Raw genomic sequence first — 20,907 nt, 5'->3', positions numbered from 1 at the left:
ATTATACTATGAATGGCAAATTTATAATTTCATTAGATTTTGAATTACATTGGGGTGTTTTTGACGCTCTTAGCTTAGATCAATACCAAAATAATTTAAATAATGTAAAAGGAATTATTGATAGATTAATTATTTTAAGTGATAAATATGGTGTAAAGTTAACATTTGCCACAGTAGGTTTATTATTTGCAGATAGTAAAGACGAAATTAGAAAATACTTGCCGGCCAAACTTCCACAATATAGTGACCCTAAACTAAACCCATATAGACTTATTGATGAAATTGGTGAAAATGAAAGTACAGATACTATACATTATGCAAAATCTATTATAAAAAAAATAGTGTTAAACGGAAATCACGAAATTAGCACCCATACCTTTGGTCATTATAATTGCCTTGAAGCTGGTCAATCAATTGATGAATTTTCAGAAGATTTAATTGCTGCTAAAAAAATTGCTAATGATATGAATATTGAAATTAATAGCATTGTGTTTCCTAAGAACCAAGTAACAAAAGAATATTTAGGTGCATGTAGACAAAATGGTATAATTTCATATAGGGGTACTGAAAATTATTTTTTATATGATGTTAAGTTACTTCAAAAAAGAAAGATAATAAGAAAGCTTTATAGATTAATAAGGTTTATGGATGGATACATCAACATTAGTGGTTTTAATACGTATCCAATAAATAGTTTAAAAAAAGATGAATCGGGATTAATAAATTTACCATCAAGTAGATTTTTGAGACCATTTATTCCCAAATTATATTTTTTAGAATCCCTTAAATGTCTGAGAATAAGAAAAGCAATGCGTTATGCAGCATTAAATAATGAGCTTTTTCATTTATGGTGGCATCCACATAATTTTGGATCTAACATCGAAGAAAATTTTTATAATTTGGAATCTATTTTTAAGGAATATGCTCTTTTGAATGAGAAATATAATTTTAAAAGCGCCACTATGACTGAGCTAACAAATGAAATTTTAAAAGAAAATATTAATATATGAAAAAAAAGTTCATTATTGTTTCAACAGTTTCAGAAACATTAAATTTTTTTAGAGGACAAATTGAGTTTTTAAACAAAACTTTTGATATAGAATTACTTTCCAGTTATGACCAAAATTTAAAAAACATTGCAGAAAAAGAAGGTGTTAAATACCACTCTGTTAAAATGGAACGTCCTATTTCAATTTTTAAAGACATAAAAAGTCTCATTAGTTTAATATCTCTATTTAAAAAAACAAAACCACATATTGTACATGGTAATACCCCTAAAGGGGGGTTGCTTAGCATGACAGCTGCTTGGTTTGCCAGAATACCCCATAGAATATATTATATTCATGGACTTCGCTATGAAGGTGACAAAGGATTAAAACGTTACATATTAGTAACAATGGAACGCCTGACTTGTTATTTTGCGACTGATATTATAGCTGTAAGTTTTGGTGTAAAAGAAAATTTAACTAAAAACAATATTACAAAAAAGCAAATTTTAATAATTGGAAAAGGCAGTGCAAATGGTATAGACCCTAAAGAATATTCTGAAACATTATTTTCTAAAGAAAGTTTAAGGGATAATTATGATATAGCCAAAAGTGATTTTCTCTTCGGATATGTAGGTAGGTTAGTTAGTGATAAAGGAATAAACGAATTAATTTCAGTTTTTGTTAAGATTAACAAAAAATATCCACATTCAAAATTATTAATGCTTGGTAGGTATGAAGATGAATTAGACCCGCTTCAAGATCATATAAAAAATGAAATTATTACAAATAATAACATCATAGCTGTTGGTTATCAATATGATGTAAAACCATTTTTAAATATCATGGACGCATTTATTCTTCCTAGCTATCGAGAAGGCTTTGGTGTTTCCATAATGGAAGCGGCTTTAATGGGACTTCCTGTAATATGCTCAAATATATCTGGTTGTAATGAAATTATTAAAGATGGCCATAATGGAAAATTAATCCAACCCCGATCTGAAAGTGATTTAATTGATGCCATGGATTTTTTTATTAACAATCCCGAGTCCATAACTAAAATGAAAGAAGTTACAAAGGATTATGTATTGAATAAGTATAATCAAGAATTTGTTTGGCAAAATGCACTAAAAACATATCAAGCTATATCTGCACGTAATTGAATTTTAAAAAAAAATATGGACTAGGGTTCGATCATAAAAACCAATCAATTTGATTAAATTTACGATTTCAAAAAATTGAATGATATTCTTTTTGTAAAACTATATACTATTGGTCATTAGGTATTAAAGAGCAATTTTATATATTTTGGCCTTGGCTTAATAAATGCCTAAGTATAAATAAATTATTTAATGTCTCTGTTTTATTAATAATATTACTTTTTGAAACAAAAATAATTCTTCATTTGTTTATTTCTGGTACTACTTTACAATTAGCCATTCATGTTACTAGATTTCAATGCATGGTGGCAGGTGGCATAGGAGTTATTTTTACAAAAACAAAGAATCAATCATAAAATATTTACACATAAATTATTCAAGGTGTTTGTTGGTTGTTACCATAATTATTGTTTTATGCCAATTCTTTTATTACAAATTCATTTTTTCTCATAAAAAATTAAATCAATTCAATATTGAAGATAATGAAAGAATGCTCTTTCCGAACATTTATTATATTATTGAGACTCAATTAATTTATTTGATTAAAATACAATATTTTAAGTTTTTTTAATGTACGATATATAGAAGTAAATTCTCTAAATAAAAATATTTATAACATAAAGTCACTAATTAAAATAGGAATTTACCTGTAAATACTTTTTATTCCCCTCATAAGTCTATGATTTACTAATAGTTATCAACAATTTTGCGCTAAACATAAATCTGTTTTTATATTTGCAAATCTAAAATTTTTAAACGTCTAAAAGCTGCGCTTTATCGTATATGGCTCTGAACTTACTAAATATAAGTTTTATTAATTTATTTGAATATTAAACTCTCAAAAAAAGCAAAAAAATAAAAAATTCCTTCTATGAAAACTAAAAATTTTTACTTATTAGTATTATTATTAGTCGTATCTTTCATCAGCAGTACACTCACTGCTCAACAAAAAACCTATATTCCTGACAACAACTTTGAAAAGGCACTTATAGACTTAGGTTATGATAATGTCTTAGATAATTATATAACAACAAGTAATATTATCAATGTTACAAATTTAGATGTTCGATCTAAAGATATTTCTAACTTAACAGGGATTGAATCTTTTACTGGATTAATTAGTTTAAATATTACTTTTAATCAAATAAATCAATTAAACGTCACTAATAATACTAAGTTAAAAGAATTATATTGTGCATTTAATGATCTTGAAAGTTTAGATTTAAACAAAAACACAGCTCTTACCTATTTAGATTGCGGTTTCAATAAATTGGATGTATTGGATGTTCAAAACAATACAGCCTTAACAGTTTTATATGCAGACCACAACAACTTAGTGGACCTAAATGTAAAGAACGGTAATAATGTAAATTTTATAAATTTTGATGTTACTAACAATACTAATTTGAAATGTATAGAGGTTGATAATGCTGTTTATAGTTTAGCGAACTGGCTTAATAAAGATACTACTTCAAGTTATGATTGTGATGGTAATTCTGGTTCTCAAGATCTTACCCATGTACCCGACAATAATTTTGAGCAGGCCTTAATAGCATTGGGGTATGATACTGTTTTGGACGATTATGTAACTACAGCCAATATCAGTAAAGTTACGTCGTTAGATGTTTCTGATAAAAGTATAAATGACTTAACAGGTATAGAAGCTTTTACTGCTTTAACATCTTTAAATTGTAGAAAAAACAATTTAAGTGTTCTGGATTTGAGCAATAATCTTTCCTTGACCTATTTAAACTGTTCCCTAAACTCCATTAGCAGTTTGGATGTAAGTAAAAATGTGCTTCTAACCAATTTAATTTGTTTTTATAACAACTTAGTTACTTTGGATGTTAAAAACGGCAACAATATAAATTTTACAAATTTTGATGCTAGGTACAATACCAATTTGAAATGTATACAGGTTGATAATGCTACCTATAGTAATACAAATTGGCTTAGAAAAGAGGCTGGCGCAATTTTTAGTGTCAATTGTAATGGTGATAGTTCTCCAGGACTTACCTATGTACCTGACAATAATTTTGAACAGGCCTTAATAGCACTGGGGTATGATACTATTTTGGACGATTATGTAACTACAGCCAATATCAATAAAGTTACTGTGTTAGATGTTTCTGATAAAAGTATAAATGACTTAACAGGTATAGAAGCTTTTACTGCTTTAACATCTTTAAATTGTAGAAAAAACAATTTAAGTGTTCTGGATTTGAGCAATAATCTTTCCTTGACCTATTTAAACTGTTCCCTAAACTCCATTAGCAGTTTGGATGTAAGTAAAAATGTGCTTCTAACCAATTTAATTTGTTTTTATAACAACTTAGTTACTTTGGATGTTAAAAACGGCAACAATATAAATTTTACAGATTTTGATGCTAGGTACAATACCAATTTGAAATGTATACAGGTTGATAATGCTACCTATAGTAATACAAATTGGCTTAAAAAAGAGGCTGACGCAATTTTTAGTGTCAATTGTAATGGTGATAGTTCTCCAGAACTTACCTATGTACCTGACAATAATTTTGAGCAGGCCTTAATAGCATTAGGGTATGATACTATTTTGGACGATTATGTAGCTACAATCAATATCAGCAGTGTAGAGTTTTTAGATGTTGCTAACAGAGGTATAAAGGACTTAACTGGTATAGAAGCTTTTTCTAGTTTAACCACATTAGATTGTTCAAAAAACAGTTTGAGCAGTTTGGATTTGAGCAATAATTTATCCTTGATTGATTTAAAATGTTCAGTTAACAGCCTTACCAACCTAGATTTGAGTAAAAATGTGCTTCTAACCAATTTAATTTGTTTTTATAACAACTTAATCACTTTAGATGTTAAAAACGGGAACAACAGAAATTTTTTAAATTTCGATGCTAGGTACAATCCTACTTTAAGCTGTATAAAAGTTGATGATGTTACTTATAGTACGGTAAACTGGCTTAAAAAAGATGCCACTGCAAATTACAACATTGACTGTGGTGGATTAGTATTCGCTAAATCTTCCTCTAGCTCCAAAGCAGTGTTCAGCGATGATGAATCTTTAAGTACACAACCACAGCAACTATTAGATAAAAGCAATTTTAAAATATATCCAAATCCAGTAAATGATGTTCTGAATATTAATTTAGATTATGGAATTAAAATGCAACAGGTCAATTTTTATAATGCTTATGGTCAGCGTGTTTTTTCAGCTAATACAAATAAAATAGACGTTAGTAATTTTGCAAAAGGTATTTATTTTGTAGAAATTGAAACGAACCAAGGAAAATCTACAAAAAAGGTAGTTGTAGAATAAGTATTTTTCTTTTATGATACACTACTAATCGTTAATAAAACCTTACTTAAAAAGTTAATTGAAATTCGGTTTCAATTAACTTTTTTTTTGATATAAGCATGAAAAAGCGATGGTTACTTTTGAAAGCACCAACCAAATTCTATTGGGAAAACATCAAATTACTCCAAATAACAATTCTTAAATAAAATAACTTGCATCGATTTCTTTGGTTTTAAAAATAGATATTTAAAATAAGTGCCTACAACAATTAGCAAAATGTAACGACTATTCAACAAGAATATTAAAACGTTATTCTAGTTCTTATGTATCAATTATTCTCAAATTATCTATTCGCTCATTGTAGAAATAAATCTACTTATTATTATAATATTTCCACAATATAATCTATTTTACTTTCAGATAGTACTAATTAAAATCTATATAACTTACCAGATAAAGTATGTGAGATTCACAGATATGTAAAAGAAGATTTAAAGAAATCATTCTTGTGGTGCAGTGATAAGCAAACCTATTTTAAAGCTTTTTAAACCGCAATTCCAGAAGCTATTTTTAGGGAAGCCTACAAATTAACTTCAAAAAAAGTTTTTTGTGATATTATCTAAAGGAAGTAAAATGCGTAACATAAGCATCCTAAATTAACTAAATTTTTGACTTTTAAGGTTTTACTATGATTACGTCCACCAAAAATTTAGATATATTTGAAAGGCGATTAAAACATATATCGAGGCTTATCTACTAACACCGAATATGGCTGTTTTAAAAATTTTATGAGTCAGTAAAACACTTTACCAATAAATCAAAAAGAACATCTAGGATGTTCTTTTTGAGTACTAAATAAAATAAATTGTATTCTAATGAAACCTTTTCATCTGAATTTATCTCTTCTTCACATTAGTGTGAGGAACCTAAAAATTATTTTTGTCAAAACACCATTTTGTGATGTTTTATAGTATGTTATCGAATTGAAAAAAAACAAAAGGGTATTGTTATTTCTCTTCGTTTTTAGACTTTGAAACCAAACATCGGGATCGTTTAAATTTATAAGTTTTTTAAAATTTTAATTTCAATTATTTATAATATTATTTGTTAAAATAAGATTATCTGAATCAATAATTTCAAAATCAGTATTACTTATATTACTATCAAATTTAATGTTTCTTCCATTAGAAACATGCAATTTAAAACCTGTATTTTGTGTATTAAAATTACAATTTTTAAAGGTAATTTGAGTATTAGTTGATGTAACTTGATCAAGAATTTTAATTAGGCTTATGGGTCTGTTCTTTACATTTATGGTCTCATTACTAATCATAACATTGTACAAATTTTGACATCCGAAAAAGTTTTTATAGCCAAAACTAACATCTAAATTACTAGTTATATTATTCCCAGTAAAAACTCCATTTTTTAAATCGTCTATCAAAAGTATACCTGTGATACAATTTGTAATGTTATTATTACTTACCAATTGATCTTCACCAGCTGCTTTAATTCCAACGCCATAATTCTTTATGGTATTATTTGTCACTCGGTAGTGATGATTAAGTTCATTACCATCTAAATCCTTGTATGTTTGAACACTAACCGCAAAAAAATCTGGATCTCTTGACTCAAAAGTGTTATTATCAATGGTAATATTAAAAGAGGCAAAATTAGCAACCCATTTATCAAAATAGTTATTTTCAATAAGAACATCATTTGCTGTATATACTACAATGTCTCCTGCTTCATTACCAGTAAATCTGGAATTTTTTATTACTATGTTTTCAACTACTGCTGTAATATTAAGGCTATTATCTGATTCTCGTTCTCGAATGGCTTCTAAATCTATGCCGTATCTAGGTGCGGTACCAGCACTACTAGCAATTTTAGCACCCGAACTATCATACTTCTGCTCCCCTCTTCCACAATCAGTAATTATACAATTATCTATGGTGATATTCTTACCATCCAAAAAACTAATATTATTTCTTCTACAATCTGTGACTGTAGTATTTTTAACAATCACATTATTTACTTCTTTATTATCAGCTTGAAGTGTACCATCTGGATTTCTTCTATCTTTTGCATGAAATAATAAGCCATCTCCTGTTGCTTTACTTAACTTCATATTTTCAATCTCAATATTATGCGATCCAATAATCCATAACAATTGCCCCCAACCATGTGAATTACGCTCAACACCTGCTTCATCAATTATTGGAGAATAATCATGTTCATATCTATCTCCAATGAGATTTCCTCCTGAAATCTTAGAATTATCTACTAAATACATCGTCATTAAGGTATAAGTTGCCTGACCATTTGGTTGAACTCTCAAGTATGTATTATCATTCATTTTCAAATGAAAATCTGAAGGAATTTGAATGGATTCATTTGAATTTTTAACTCTGCTTATACTATTCAAATCTACCTTAAAGTAGGCATCCATTTTACCAATTTCAAAAAGCTTTACTCCTAATTCTTTAGTTTTTTTAATTACAGTATTTAGTATGTCCTTATTTTTTTCTGCAACTTCATCTGATACCTTACCTTCTATAATACCCCAGCGTTTAGGATTAAAATTAAATTCGGGGTCTTTTACTAATGGTTTGGATCCGCCTAAAGTTAAAGTAGGGTTAAGAAGCTCGCCAGATATCACAGTATCATTATCAAAATTTATGGTACCATTAATGATATCACCACCTTCATATATAATGGTAACATTCGATGGCAAGGTGATGCTTTGACCACCTAAATCCATAACACAATTAATAACAACAGTGTCACCAGACTGTACCGTACTCAAGTCAAAATCACAAGGCGTACTTACATTTATAGCGGGATCGGTATCTTCATTAGAAGTTTCAGGTTCTACAACAGTTTCGTTGTTAAGTTCAGTAAATAATTCTTCATTATTACATGACATAAAGAAGGTCATACATGCAAATACAAAGGTAAATAGCATAGGTTTAATCATCATTTTCATAAGTTCTCGATTTGGGGAGGCATTAAATTGTTTAACAATATTAAAAATTAAAATAAATTTATCGTTCATCTGCTTTGTTTTTTCGACAAAACGCATTTGAGTAATCAAAAAAAATCGTTTAAGTGTAATTTTATACCGATAAAAGTAATTTTTAAGAGTGTTTAAAACGTTATACGTCAAATAAAAATATTTGGACGTTTAATTGAAAAAATAAAAAAAGAAATGCAAAAATATTATAGAAAAATAAAACTGTAACTCCTTGTTAATGGATACTAATAATTTTTTTAAGGGAAAGAGCACTCGTTTCATCGTCATTTTCATAAGTTCTTATTTCGGAGGAGTTTTCAATTTTTTGCAATGATAAAAATTAAATTGAATTTACCGCTTATGTGATTCGTTTTTTCGATGAAATGCGTTTTTTTTAACAAAAAATAACATTTATACCTACTATTCACCCGGTTCTCAATACAAAATGCTTCGTGCCTCAGCATTTCACTCGAACTGACAAAAAAACCAACACCCATCAACCAACTTGTCAGTTCGAGTGATTTTCGAAGTATGAGAAAATTGTATCGAGAACCAAGCACAAAGCATATCAAAACCCCATAGTTTTAACTACTTTTGGAATCAATTAACACTTCAAGAAGAATATCCAGAATTGAGTAAACGTTACTGGGGCAGACATTTTTTGGCTATTGGTTATGGTGTTTGGAGTACAGGCAATATTACAGATAAAATGGTTCAGGATTATCTTGAACATCATCGAAATCCATCTAATGAAGATGGAGAGGATACTATTATTTTGGAATTAGAATTTCATTCTTTAAAAAAAACTATGGCCTTGCAGTCCATAGGAGTGGTTTAGTTGAATTATTTAAAACAAGCAATTAAAATATAAATTCGACATTCAAAAAAGAAGAAAACAAAACAAAAGAGAATCAACTAATATGAGATTTCTATTTTTTATGAATGACCATATTTTACAATATTACTAATGCTTATGTGCAGCAGGTTTATTTTACAATATTATTATTAAGCAAAATAATATTTTCAGAAGTATTAATTAAATAACCCGTATTACTAGTGTTTTCTTCAAACTTTATGTTTTTGGACTCTTTTATTAATAAATCAAAATTTAAATTAGGTGTGTAAAAATTACAATTTTTAAAAGTAACTTGGATGTTTTTTAACATACTTTCATTGAGTAGTTTATTAAACGATACAGGTCTATTTAGAACATTAATTTTCTCATTACTAATTATTACATTGTTTAAATTTTTACAATTAATTAAGTTTTTATACCCAAAGCTAACATCCAAAGAACTAGTGATAGTATTATTAGTAAAAGTACCATTAGTTAAGTCGCTTATCAAAAGTATACCTGTAGTACAATCGATAATATTGTTATTACTTATCAATTGATCCTTTCCTGCCGCTTTAAGCCCAACTCCATAATTTCTAATCGTATTATTAGTAACTTCATAGTGATGATTCAATTCTTCACCAAGGTCTGTGAGATAAGTTTCTACACTAATAGCAAAAAAAAGAGGGTCTCTAGACTCAAAAATATTTTTGTTGATAGTAACATTGTATGAGGCAAAGCTTGCTACCCATTTATCAAAATAATTATTTTCAATAAGTACATCATTCGCTGTATATACAACAATATCACCCGCCTCATTGCCTGTAAATCTAGAATTTTTAATTATCACATTTTCAATCAATGCTGTCTCATTAAGTGACCCATCTGGATTACGGGTTCTAATTGATTCTAAATCAATACCATATCTGGGAGCAGTTCCGGCACTACTGGATACTTTTGCACCATTTGAGTCATATAGTTGCGTTCCTTTACCAGCATCAGTTATTAAACAATTATCAATAATAATATCCCGACCGTCTAAAAAACTAATGTTATTTCTTCTACAATCAGTAATCGTTGAATTTTTAACCAATATGTTTTTTACTTCACGATTATCCGATTGAAGGGTGCCATCTGTATTTCTTAAGTCCTTAGAATGAAAAACTAATCCATCACCCGAAGCTTTACTCATATTTACATTATCAATTTCGATATTATGTGATCCAATTATCCACAATAAGTGACCCCAACCGTGTGAATTACGTTCTACACCAGCTTCATCAATAATTGGTGAATAATCATGCTCATATCGATCACCTATCAAGTTTCCACCAGTAATTTTAATATTGTCAGCTAAGTAAGCAGTCATTAAAGTATAAGTTGCTTGTCCGTTTGGTTGAACTCTTAAAAAAGTATTATTTCCCATTTTTAAGTGAAAATTGGAAGGTAATTGAATAGAAGCTTGTGCGTTTTTTATTCTACTAATACTATTTAAATCCACTTTAAAATAGGCATCCATTTTACCAATTTCCATGGTAGTAAAGCCTAAATCTTTTACGTGTGCTAATAGGGAGTTTAAAATATTTTTGTTTTTCAAGGCAATTTCGTCAGAAACCTTACCTTCTACTATTCCCCAGCGCTTAGGGTCAAGAGTAAATATTGTGTCTTGTACAATTTCCTTAGATTCTATGTCAACTAATAAATCATCAAAATCAGTTTTTGTGTGAGCAAATAAATCATTAATACTACATAATATTGTTAATAGGACAATTAACAACATGAAAATGTTTTTGGTTTTAAGCATTTTTTGAGAGTTTAATATTCAAATAAATAGTTTTTTATAACTTACTGTTTTTCAAGCTTAAAGCTATATACGGTGAAGCGCAGCTTTTAGACGTTTAAAAATTTAGAATTGCAAATATAATTTAGAATAAACGGTTATCATAAAATTGTTAATAACTATTAGTAAATCATGTACTTACAAAAAACACATGTGTTTTTTTTTATAAGTGCAATCTCATGTTTTATAGATGATTTTATATAATATCAAATTATCATTCTTAAATTATAAATTTAATTGAAGATGAATTTTTAAAATCTAAAAATCAAATTATTTGTGGCTCAACGATAAAATAATTAATATAAACGGAATTTTATTGTTAGAGATGCATAGTACAAAAGATAATTTTATATTTGATACATAATTATGTTTTAAGTTAGATGCTCAAAACCTCATAAACATTATATTAAAACATTAAAATTTACAACCTACATATTTTTCTTATGAATTATAAAAATACCTTTAAAAGACTCTTTGACTTATTAATATCTATAGTAATGCTAACGGTACTCTCGCCTATTATTATTATCTCTACAATTCTTTTATTTTTTGCTAATAATGGTAAACCATTTTTTTTTCAAAAACGTCCCGGTAAAAACGAAAAAATATTTAATATCATCAAGTTTAAAACAATGACCGATAAAAAGGATGCTAACGGTAAATTGCTCCCAGACTCCCAAAGACTAACGACTATTGGGAAATTTGTACGCAAAGCATCCATAGATGAAATTCCGCAGCTTTTTAATGTTTTAAAAGGAGATATGTCTATTATTGGTCCAAGACCCCTATTACCTGAATACCTACCCTATTATACAACCACCGAGAAAATAAGACATCAGGTAAGACCTGGCATTACAGGTTTGGCACAAGTAAATGGAAGGAACTATTTAGAGTGGAACCCCAGATTGAAATTAGATGTAGAATATGTTGAAAACATGTCCTTAAAACTTGATGTCAATATTTTAATGAAAACAGTATATAAAGTATTAGCCTCAAAAGACATCGCTACCGATGCCACAAAATCACAACCATACTTAAACGAACTAAGAAAAAATGACATTAAGAGCTAAAAACATTATAATTATTGGCGCATCTGGTCATGCCAAAGTAGTTATTGATATTGTTGAGAAGCAAAAAATGTTCAATATTATTGGACTTATAGACTCATATAAAAAGGTAGGCACTAAAATATCGGGGTATAAAATTTTGGGAACAGAAGATATCATTGAACAATTGATGGCCGACCAAGAAGTTATTGGGGGTATTATTGCTATTGGAGATAACTGGACAAGACATTTAATAAAAGAAAAAATAAAAAAAACAACTCCCAATTTTGAATTTTTATCAGCAATTCACCCAAACGCTGTGCTAAGCAAAAACATAAAAATCCCAAAAGGAACTGTTATAATGGCTGGAGCCATCATTAATTCAGATGCCATAGTTGGCGAGTTTTGTATTATTAATACAAACGCATCATTAGGACATGAAAGCACCATGCAAAATTATTCTAGTTTGGCACCTGGAGTTAATATTGGAGGAAACGTTAACATTGGAGATTTTTCTGCTATATCAATAGGTGCTACAATAATTCAAAATATTAATATTGGAGACCATGCTTTAGTAGGTGCTGGGGCTTTAGTTATTAATGATGTAAAAGATTGCGATGTGGTATATGGTGTACCCGCAAAACATATTCGAACAAGAAACATTGATGAAAAATATTTGCATAAGTATGAGTAACCAAAATAAAGACAATAAAAAAATAAGAATTTACGGTGCTGGAGGGCATTCCCAAGTAATAAAAGAGGTTTTAATAAAAAACGGTTATACCATATCCGATACTTTTGATGATAAGCCCGAAACTGTACATTACGCATCCAAAAATGTAAATGTGGGAGCTCGGGAGCATCTAGCTGACTTCCCGCACGAAGGCGACCCAGTAATAATAGCCGTAGGCATTAATTCTGACAGAGCTGAAATTGCTAAAATTTTAAAATGCTCTTACGGAAAAGCAATTCATAAATCTGCAATAATTTCTGAAACATCAAAAATTGGAGATGGCACGGTTGTTTTTGCAGGAGCTATTATTCAGCCCAATACCACTGTTGGTAAACATGTTATAGTAAATACAGGTGCAAGTATAGATCATGATAACATTATTGGGGATTTTGCACATATTTCACCCAAAGCAGCATTATGTGGTCATGTTGAAGTAGGTGAAGGTACCCATATAGGTGTAGGCGCCGTGGTTATACCACTTGTTAAAATTGGTAAATGGTGCACTATTGGAGCTGGAACCATCGTATTAAAAGATGTCCCCGATTACACTACGGTTGTAGGAAACCCAGGCAAAATTATAAAAACACAAAAAAAGTAATTCATTTTGAAAAATTCAAATAGCATAGCACATATAACGTTTATTGGATCAGGCATTTCCACTTCGTTTACACTTTTAAAATTATTTAATTTAATTGAAAATGATGCGCACTTCAACCATAAGTTAATTATTAATGTTATAGATAAATCTTCTGAATTTAATACAGGAATCCCATATGGTAATCGATCGGGGTTTTCTACCCTGCTTATTACATCATTAAGGAATTTTTTACCTGAACCCGAACTAAGTGAATTTATTTTGTGGCTTAATAATAATAAAAACTATTTGTTAAGTGCTTTTAAAAAAGAAGGCGGTAAATTATCCCAAAAATGGTTAGAAGACCACAAAGAACAGATAGATAATAATGCCTGGGAAGACCTTTTTATACCACGACGTTTTTTTGGTAGTTACATAGATGAAAAAGTTAAAAACGCAATACAATCACTAGAAAATAAGAAAAAGATTGAGTTAAACTTTTTAAAAGGTGAAGCCATTGATATTTTAAAAGAAAACCATATTTATAATATATCACTAGATTCTGGACTAAAAATAAGAACAAATAAAATGGTGCTTTCCGTAGGGTCGTTACCTGTTAAAAACCTTTGGGGCACCGATGATTTTATTGAGAAAGACAATTTCATGCTTGTCAACACGCCTTATGATCCCGAATTGAATAGTACCTTAAAAAAAATCAAGACGCATTTAGATAAAGCAAAAAACAGAGATAAAAATGTTCTTATTGTTGGTGCAAATGCGAGTGCGCTAGAAATACTATACAAGCTAAATGACACGAATACTAATGACATTTCCCTAAATAAATTTGTTTTCCTATCCACTCAAGGTAAGGCTCCTGATGCTAAAATCAACGAAAAAGGTAAAGAAGAATTTATACCAATTAATTTATATAAATTAAAATCCAAACAAGTTCTAACTGCAAAAGCCATTGCCGAAGCCACATTTAAGGACATCAAGAGGTCTGAGGAAATAAATTTGGGGGCCGCTTCTACCGTCGAAACAATATCGGCAGCCTTTGGGAATTTATTAGCAAACCTTGACAAAAGGGAACTTGAAAAATTTGCTTGCCTATATGGTAATGAAATAGGAAAAAAACAACGTTGCGCAGGATTGCACTATTCAAATACAATAGACGATTTAGTTCAAAAAAATAAATTTGAACATGTGGCAGGTCGATTTCATAATTTATTACTTGATGAAAACAACGATTATTTTTTAGAATATTTAGATACCGAAACCAATAAAGTTAAAAAGTATGAAACACCATTCCATTTAGTAATTAACTGTATTGGAGGCATGAAACTCACTCAAGACTGTACCCCAAAACTTATTCAAAACTTAATAAATAAAGGGTATGCCACTCCAAATGATTCGGAAATTGGTTTTCGTGTAAATAAATCCCTTGAAACAATAGACAATTTTCATGTTATGGGGCCTCTGTTGGCAGGAAATGTTATTAATAACAATGCTGTATGGCATGTAGAACATTGTGGTAGAATTATTTGGATTTCTGAAATTTTATCAGAAATCATATATAAAGACATAAGCAGTAAAAAGCTAAATGCTATTGAACAAAAAACAGATAAAAATAACGCTACGTTTGTGGAGCTTACAAATAAAAAAGATTGGGATGACACCATAAAAGATATTAAAAACTACGATTTTTATCATACCTACGATTACCATGCCCTATCTGCACAAGAAAATGAAACACCAGTATTATTAAAATATGCTGAAGGTGATTTTATAGTAGCTTTTCCTTTAATATTAAGGAGTATACCAGGGACAAAATATAAAGATGCCACATCAGTTTATGGATATGTAGGCCCTGTTTTTAAAGGAAATCCGAATTTTGATAATTCAAATTTCATTAAAGTGTTCACCAAGTATTTTAATGATAATAATATCATATCTGTTTTTTCAAGATTAAACCCTTATATAACAGATCAAAACAATATTTTAGAAGGGTTTGGCAAACTCATTTTGCAAGGTAAGATTGTAAACATTGACCTTGATTTAAGTCTAGATGAACAAAAAAGCAATTACCGAAAAAGGCTTAAAACATACATTAATAAAGCAAGAAAAGAGTGTTCAATAAAAACATCCAATTCTATAGAAGATTTACATAAATTTATTGATTTGTATTACGAAAATATGAATAGAGTAAATGCTAAAAAGTTTTATTATTTCAATAAAAGCTACTTCGAAAACATTATAAAGAGTAAAGAATTTGAAACAACCATCCTATTGGTTTCGCCTAATAATTCCGAAGAAGTAATTGGTGCCAGTATGTTTATTGCTTCTAATGAAATAGTGCATTATCATTTATCTGGAACATCGGAAAAATTCGTTCAACTAAACCCTACAAAGTTATTGATTGATGAAATGAGAATTATGGCCACTAAAAAAGGGTATAACTCCTTTAATCTAGGAGGCGGTCTAGGTGGCGCCGATAATGACTCTTTATTTCACTTTAAATCATCTTTTTCAAAAGATTTTAGAGATTTCAAATTATGGACATTTATTGCTAATGAGAAAGTATATAACGAATTGGTTTTGAAAAAAGGCATGACTAAAGAGCCCAATTATTTTCCACTTTATAGATATGTTGATGACTTAAATGTTAATTTGTGTGATTCATAACAACCCATTTACATCCAACACGTTTACTAACTTATGGTTAAAACAGTTTAATATAAACAAAAGCTATGCCTTTGATTTTATCAAGCAACTATCATTTTATAAACCAAACTTTTTACCTGTATACATTAATTTAGGAAGAAACTTAACAAAAGGCATAAGCTACCAAATAACTAAAAGTAACGTTGCCAATTTAAAAAGCAACGCATGCCTTATTTACGATGTACCCAAATACTTCAACATCAATACCAAGGAGGCTCCTGAAAATTTAGGTTTAAAAAAAATAACACAATACCCCGGCTTTTTAATTACCTTAAAAAACTATAACAATTTCAATGCATATTTAAATGAAACCTTTAGCAAAAGCAGCAACCAAAAGTTAAATAGATACAGGAACCGCCTGGAACGCTGCTTTAATATTAAAGAAAAAATGCTTATTGGATCAATTGATAAAGCCGAGTATGACTTTATATTCGATCACTTTAAAACATTATTAACAAAGCGTTTTGAAGATAAACAAATAACCAACAACAATTTAAATCCCGAAGAATGGCAGTTTTATAAAGACGTTGTTTACCCAATGATATTAGAAAACAAAGCGGCACTTCATGTTATTTATAACGAAGACACCCCTATTAGTGTGAGGCTGCTGTATTTTTCCGATACCATAATTTTTGATGCCATGACCGTTTTCGATATCGATTATGCTAAGTTTCATTTAGGAAAGATTTCCATAATGAAAATGTTGGAATGGAGCTTTAATAGTCCTTACGAAATATTCGATTTTTCAAAAGGCTATTTTGATTATAAAGAAAGTTGGAGCGATTTAAAATATGAGTTTGAATACCATATTTATTACAATACGAAATCGCTAACAGCTACCCTACTTGCATATGCCTTGGCTGTTGTTTTTAAAACAAAACAATACCTAAGAGATAAAAGTATAAATGAAAAAATACATAAACTGACCTTTGCTTTAAACAAAAAGAGTAAAAAGACCCAAGTAACTATTGAAGAATTAAACATAGAAGAGCATCCTTTTAAGCAAGAAACGCTTCGGGAAGTAAAGCTAGACAAACAATTGGCGTTTTTAAACAAACCTGTTTTTGATTTTTTATTTTTAAACAGCATACATTTTAACGACCTAAAAATTTACAAAGTACAAAGCAAAAACCAATACCTTATAAAAGGTACTAACAAGAGTCAATTAGTAGGAGTTAAGTAAACAATGGGTTTTAACGTCATACATAAAGGAAATTTTTACACAGATTTGTTTGAACAGAGGAAGGTACCATCTATTTACAAATGTATTTCTAATACCTACAATACAGAAACAACTCAAAAAAATAATTACAATTCATACAGAATTTCAAATAAAAGAATAGGCTCGTTTCAATTAGTGCCTAACTATTTAAAAACAAGCATAGAAGCTGGTTATACTTTAAAAAGAGTGTTTCAGAAACACGGGCATGCTGCAAACTTAAATAACATCGATTCTGTAGAAGATTATTTAAGTAAATATTGTAAAGCAAATTTCAGAGGTAATGTTAGAAGACCTCTTAAACGACTTGAATCTTGTTTGAACATACATTGCGATATGTTTTTTGGAAGTATTACTGATGAACAGTATAAACATCGTATGACTTGCTTTCATGAAATGCTAAGTAAACGTTTTAATCTGTTAAATGTTAAAAACCCAACGCTAGATAATTGGAAGCACTACAATAATATTGCTTTAGAAGCTATTCGAAAAAAAGAAGCTTCCCTTTTTGTTATGTACAATAATGACGAACCAATAGCCTTTTCTCTAAATTTTCATTTTCAAGATATTTTTTATTTTGCAATTCCTACATTTAATCTAGATTATTCTAAATTTACTTTGGGTAATGTGGTTATTTACAAAAACCTAGAGTGGTGTATTCAAAATAATTTTAAAGTATTTGATATGGGCTATGGTAGCTTTGAAAATAAAGTAAATTGGTGCAACACAACTTATCGTTTTGAGCATCATGTTATTTTTAAGCCTTATAATATTTTAGGACATATACACGCGTTTACCATAAAAAACAAGCATAAACTAATAAACTACCTGCTAGCAAATAAAATAAATGAAACCTACAGAAATGTTATAAACCTAACAACGGGAAACAAGAAATCAGTCCTATTGGACTACAAAATTTTAAATAATTTTAGTGATTATGAAGATAAAGAGTTAGTGAAAATTAATTTTGCTAATGAAGCCTTTGACTCTATAAAAAAACCTTTTTTCGATTTTTTGTATTTAAATACAGAAAATATTAATGATGTTTCTGTTTACAAAGTAAATAAAGAGCTATGTACTTATATCATAAAAGGAAAAAAGAATACCATAAAAATTGAGATAACTTAGCCGTTAAATAATGCCATACATAACAAGGGAACAGTTTCTTTGGGATTTCTTAAAAAAAGAAATGATACCAAATTGTATTGAAAGTGTTGAATTAAATGATTTTAGTTTCATTAACAAAAATAGTGCTATTGACAATCATGACAATAAGCATCTAGCAATTATAAGCTTGGCCCCAAATTACTTAAAGTTCAATTTTAGCAACAAAGAATCATATCTTGAAGAAAAGATTGACAATATACATTTGGATGGATGTGGCATTGTAATTAACGAAAAAGAGACCTTAGAATCTTACCTGAAAAATGTTTTAAGCACACAAACAAGAAAAAATGTAAAACGCTTCTGGAACCGATTAAACCAATCTTTCAATATAGAAATCAAATACTATTTTGGACACATTTCTGAAGAAACATGCGCGTTTCTATTATCAAAACTTCACAACATGGTTATTAAAAGATTTGATGATAAAAAAACCATCAATTCATTTATATTTAATTGGGAAAACAATACTAAAAATGTTTTCTCATCTATAAATAACAAAAAGGCGTCTCTATTTGTTATTTACAGCGACGGTATACCAATAAACATTACCTTAAACTATCATTCCTATAATGCCATTCTTTATGCGGAATGTAATGGTTTTGACCAAGATTATTATAAATTTGGTTTAGGGCATATAGATAATTATATATTATTAAAATGGTGCATCACTAATAATTATAAGTATTTGGATCTAGGCAATGGCATGATGGATTATAAAAAAAAGTGGAGCAACTCATTTTATAAAATGCAATACATTGTATATTTTAATAACAAGAATTTAGTATCTAAAACCCTAGCTTCCACTGAAATATTTAAAGTAAAAACAAAAAATTTCTTCAAAAAAATAAAGCTAGATACCTTTATAATTTATCTAAAACACTTTTTAAAGTCACCAAAAACAGATAGTAAAAATGCTAACATGACCTATAATCTTGAAAAAATTGACGATACTGCATTAAACAAATTAGTAGATTTGATTGAAGTAGATTTAAAAGCAAACGATTTTTTAAGAAAACCTGTTTACGATAGTATATTTAATAGCAAAGAACACATTAACGATATCATCATCTATAAATTTTCTAAGAATACCTATATCATTAAAGGAAAAAAAACAGTTCTAAAACTTACCATCGGTACATGTTAAAAAAACTCTTGCTATTAAAATATACGTTTCATGACTTTTTTCATGATTTTATTGTAAAACGCAATAAGTATGCTTTTTATAAAGCAATCATCAACAATACCACCAATTTAAATATTGATACAACAGACAATATAAAAGAAGTTAAAAATAGCAACGCCAAAATTCATTATGTCAATCAAATACCACCTTATATAACCATAGTACCGGTTGAAACATACAAAAGCTTCAAGTTTAATTTATACAATGGGTATTTAATTGATATTAAAGATTTTGAATCACTTGATGCCTATATGGCACACCAATTTGGATCCAAAAGCAGGTCTAAAATCAGAGCTTATACAAAAAGACTCGAAACATGCTTTAATATATCATACAAAATGTATTTTGGCAACATTGATAAAAACAACTATGAGGCGTTGTTTGATGTTATGAAAATAATGATTGAAAGAAGGTTTTTAGAACGTGGTGATGTACACCAGGCAGCAAACGATTGGGTGTTTTACAAAGAAATTTTTTATCAACTAATATTAGAAAAAAAAGCGTCCATGTTTGTTATTTATGACAATGATAAACCTATAGATATCAATCTAAGCTACCATTACGATAACATACTCATTAATTATATAAGAGCATACGATGTAGATTACTCAAAATTTAGGCTTGGATATATCGATATTTCAAAACAATTAGCATGGTGCTTTGCTAATAACTACCACATATTCGACTTAGGCTTTGGCAATTTAGATTACAAAAGACAATGGTGCAATAAAGTCTATACTTTCGAAAACCAAATACTATACTATAAAAAATATTTACCAAATATTATAATTGGGAATATAATTATAATATGCTACAAATTAAAAGTAAGGATAGGTAAACATAATAAATTAGAAACGAATTTCAATACGACCGAAAAAAATGCCGGTTTAAAAAATGAACTACTGAGTTTTGATTATATAGCATTAGAAAATGTTATTAAAAGTGACATACATACTGAAGTTAATATAGAAGATGAAACTTATGCACTTTTAAGAAAACCAGTTTATGATTTTTTATATTTAAATTTTGAATCTAAAAATAAAATCACCATTTTTAAAGTAAAGAATGAACCAAATGTATTCCTGATTAAAGGAAAAAACAAATCATCAAAATTGTTAGTAACAAACAATTAATGGTA

13 protein-coding genes and 1 pseudogene are annotated in these 20,907 nt (G+C 28.8%); 12 read left to right on the top strand and 2 right to left on the bottom strand.

Annotation, left to right across the window (positions count from 1 at the left end; translation table 11 throughout):
* Positions 1-8: 8 nt before the first annotated feature.
* The 3 genes from ACGLWY_RS06250 (at position 9) to ACGLWY_RS06240 (ending at position 5,456) form a co-directional block, all read left to right on the top strand.
* Positions 9-1,010: a polysaccharide deacetylase gene (locus ACGLWY_RS06250; protein WP_396618817.1), complete on the top strand. Its 1,002-nt coding sequence runs from the start codon at positions 9-11 to the stop codon at positions 1,008-1,010.
* Positions 1,007-2,149: a glycosyltransferase family 4 protein gene (locus ACGLWY_RS06245; protein ID WP_396618816.1), complete on the top strand. Its 1,143-nt coding sequence runs from the start codon at positions 1,007-1,009 to the stop codon at positions 2,147-2,149. The genes ACGLWY_RS06250 and ACGLWY_RS06245 overlap by 4 nt, the downstream gene beginning before the upstream one ends.
* An 868-nt stretch (positions 2,150-3,017) precedes the next feature.
* Positions 3,018-5,456: a T9SS type A sorting domain-containing protein gene (locus ACGLWY_RS06240; protein WP_396618815.1), complete on the top strand. Its 2,439-nt coding sequence runs from the start codon at positions 3,018-3,020 to the stop codon at positions 5,454-5,456.
* A 1,063-nt stretch (positions 5,457-6,519) separates the two neighbouring features.
* On the opposite strand, the gene ACGLWY_RS06235 is transcribed toward ACGLWY_RS06240, so the two are convergent.
* Positions 6,520-8,493, bottom strand: coding sequence for a hypothetical protein (locus tag ACGLWY_RS06235; protein ID WP_396618814.1), 1,974 nt, complete (start codon positions 8,491-8,493; stop codon positions 6,520-6,522).
* 568 nt (positions 8,494-9,061) lie between these two features.
* Between ACGLWY_RS06235 and ACGLWY_RS06230 the strand changes: the two are divergent.
* Positions 9,062-9,289, top strand: a pseudogene (locus tag ACGLWY_RS06230) (transposase); the annotation flags it as partial.
* 148 nt (positions 9,290-9,437) lie between these two features.
* Here the strand turns inward: ACGLWY_RS06230 and ACGLWY_RS06225 are convergent.
* Positions 9,438-11,090, bottom strand: a complete 1,653-nt coding sequence (locus ACGLWY_RS06225) for a right-handed parallel beta-helix repeat-containing protein (protein ID WP_396618813.1) — start codon at positions 11,088-11,090, stop codon at positions 9,438-9,440.
* 479 nt (positions 11,091-11,569) lie between these two features.
* Here ACGLWY_RS06225 and ACGLWY_RS06220 point away from each other — a divergent pair, with 479 nt between their 5' ends.
* From ACGLWY_RS06220 to ACGLWY_RS06185, 8 genes are read left to right on the top strand one after another with little or no spacing between them, the layout of a single operon-like run.
* Entirely contained in the window at positions 11,570-12,196 is a 627-nt protein-coding gene (locus tag ACGLWY_RS06220; protein ID WP_396618812.1) for a sugar transferase, read from the top strand.
* Positions 12,180-12,866: an acetyltransferase gene (locus ACGLWY_RS06215; protein ID WP_396618811.1), complete on the top strand. Its 687-nt coding sequence runs from the start codon at positions 12,180-12,182 to the stop codon at positions 12,864-12,866. The genes ACGLWY_RS06220 and ACGLWY_RS06215 overlap by 17 nt, the downstream gene beginning before the upstream one ends.
* Positions 12,859-13,503: an acetyltransferase gene (locus ACGLWY_RS06210; RefSeq protein ID WP_396618810.1), complete on the top strand. Its 645-nt coding sequence runs from the start codon at positions 12,859-12,861 to the stop codon at positions 13,501-13,503. The genes ACGLWY_RS06215 and ACGLWY_RS06210 overlap by 8 nt, the downstream gene beginning before the upstream one ends.
* Positions 13,504-13,509: 6 nt before the next feature.
* The gene (locus ACGLWY_RS06205; RefSeq protein ID WP_396618809.1) at positions 13,510-16,161 is read left to right on the top strand and encodes a peptidoglycan bridge formation glycyltransferase FemA/FemB family protein; all 2,652 of its coding nucleotides are present in this window, start codon (positions 13,510-13,512) and stop codon (positions 16,159-16,161) included.
* Positions 16,151-17,383: a GNAT family N-acetyltransferase gene (locus ACGLWY_RS06200; RefSeq protein WP_396618808.1), complete on the top strand. Its 1,233-nt coding sequence runs from the start codon at positions 16,151-16,153 to the stop codon at positions 17,381-17,383. The genes ACGLWY_RS06205 and ACGLWY_RS06200 overlap by 11 nt, the downstream gene beginning before the upstream one ends.
* A 3-nt stretch (positions 17,384-17,386) precedes the next feature.
* Positions 17,387-18,547 (top strand): GNAT family N-acetyltransferase, encoded by a 1,161-nt coding sequence (locus ACGLWY_RS06195; protein ID WP_396618807.1) that lies wholly within the window; start codon positions 17,387-17,389, stop codon positions 18,545-18,547.
* A 10-nt stretch (positions 18,548-18,557) separates the two neighbouring features.
* Positions 18,558-19,730, top strand: coding sequence for a GNAT family N-acetyltransferase (locus tag ACGLWY_RS06190; protein WP_396618806.1), 1,173 nt, complete (start codon positions 18,558-18,560; stop codon positions 19,728-19,730).
* Positions 19,724-20,902, top strand: a complete 1,179-nt coding sequence (locus ACGLWY_RS06185) for a GNAT family N-acetyltransferase (protein ID WP_396618805.1) — start codon at positions 19,724-19,726, stop codon at positions 20,900-20,902. The genes ACGLWY_RS06190 and ACGLWY_RS06185 overlap by 7 nt, the downstream gene beginning before the upstream one ends.
* The last annotated feature ends 5 nt before the right edge of the window (positions 20,903-20,907 follow it).

It is taken from the genome of Mariniflexile sp. HMF6888, from assembly GCF_044335535.1.
Taxonomy (GTDB): Bacteria; Bacteroidota; Bacteroidia; order Flavobacteriales; family Flavobacteriaceae; genus Mariniflexile.
Note: the sequence above shows the minus strand (reverse complement) of the source record. Positions and strands in the feature narration are given on the sequence as shown.

Bases quoted from the DNA above. Each gene is read 5' to 3' on its own strand.
- ACGLWY_RS06250 (WP_396618817.1), top strand. From the start codon at position 9: ATGAATGGCAAATTTATAATTTCATTAGATTTTGAATTACATTGGGGT.
- ACGLWY_RS06245 (WP_396618816.1), top strand. From the start codon at position 1,007: ATGAAAAAAAAGTTCATTATTGTTTCAACAGTTTCAGAAACATTAAAT.
- ACGLWY_RS06240 (WP_396618815.1), top strand. From the start codon at position 3,018: ATGAAAACTAAAAATTTTTACTTATTAGTATTATTATTAGTCGTATCT.
- ACGLWY_RS06235 (WP_396618814.1), bottom strand. From the start codon at position 8,493: ATGAACGATAAATTTATTTTAATTTTTAATATTGTTAAACAATTTAAT.
- ACGLWY_RS06225 (WP_396618813.1), bottom strand. From the start codon at position 11,090: ATGCTTAAAACCAAAAACATTTTCATGTTGTTAATTGTCCTATTAACA.
- ACGLWY_RS06220 (WP_396618812.1), top strand. From the start codon at position 11,570: ATGAATTATAAAAATACCTTTAAAAGACTCTTTGACTTATTAATATCT.
- ACGLWY_RS06215 (WP_396618811.1), top strand. From the start codon at position 12,180: ATGACATTAAGAGCTAAAAACATTATAATTATTGGCGCATCTGGTCAT.
- ACGLWY_RS06210 (WP_396618810.1), top strand. From the start codon at position 12,859: ATGAGTAACCAAAATAAAGACAATAAAAAAATAAGAATTTACGGTGCT.
- ACGLWY_RS06195 (WP_396618807.1), top strand. From the start codon at position 17,387: ATGGGTTTTAACGTCATACATAAAGGAAATTTTTACACAGATTTGTTT.
- ACGLWY_RS06190 (WP_396618806.1), top strand. From the start codon at position 18,558: ATGCCATACATAACAAGGGAACAGTTTCTTTGGGATTTCTTAAAAAAA.
- ACGLWY_RS06185 (WP_396618805.1), top strand. From the start codon at position 19,724: ATGTTAAAAAAACTCTTGCTATTAAAATATACGTTTCATGACTTTTTT.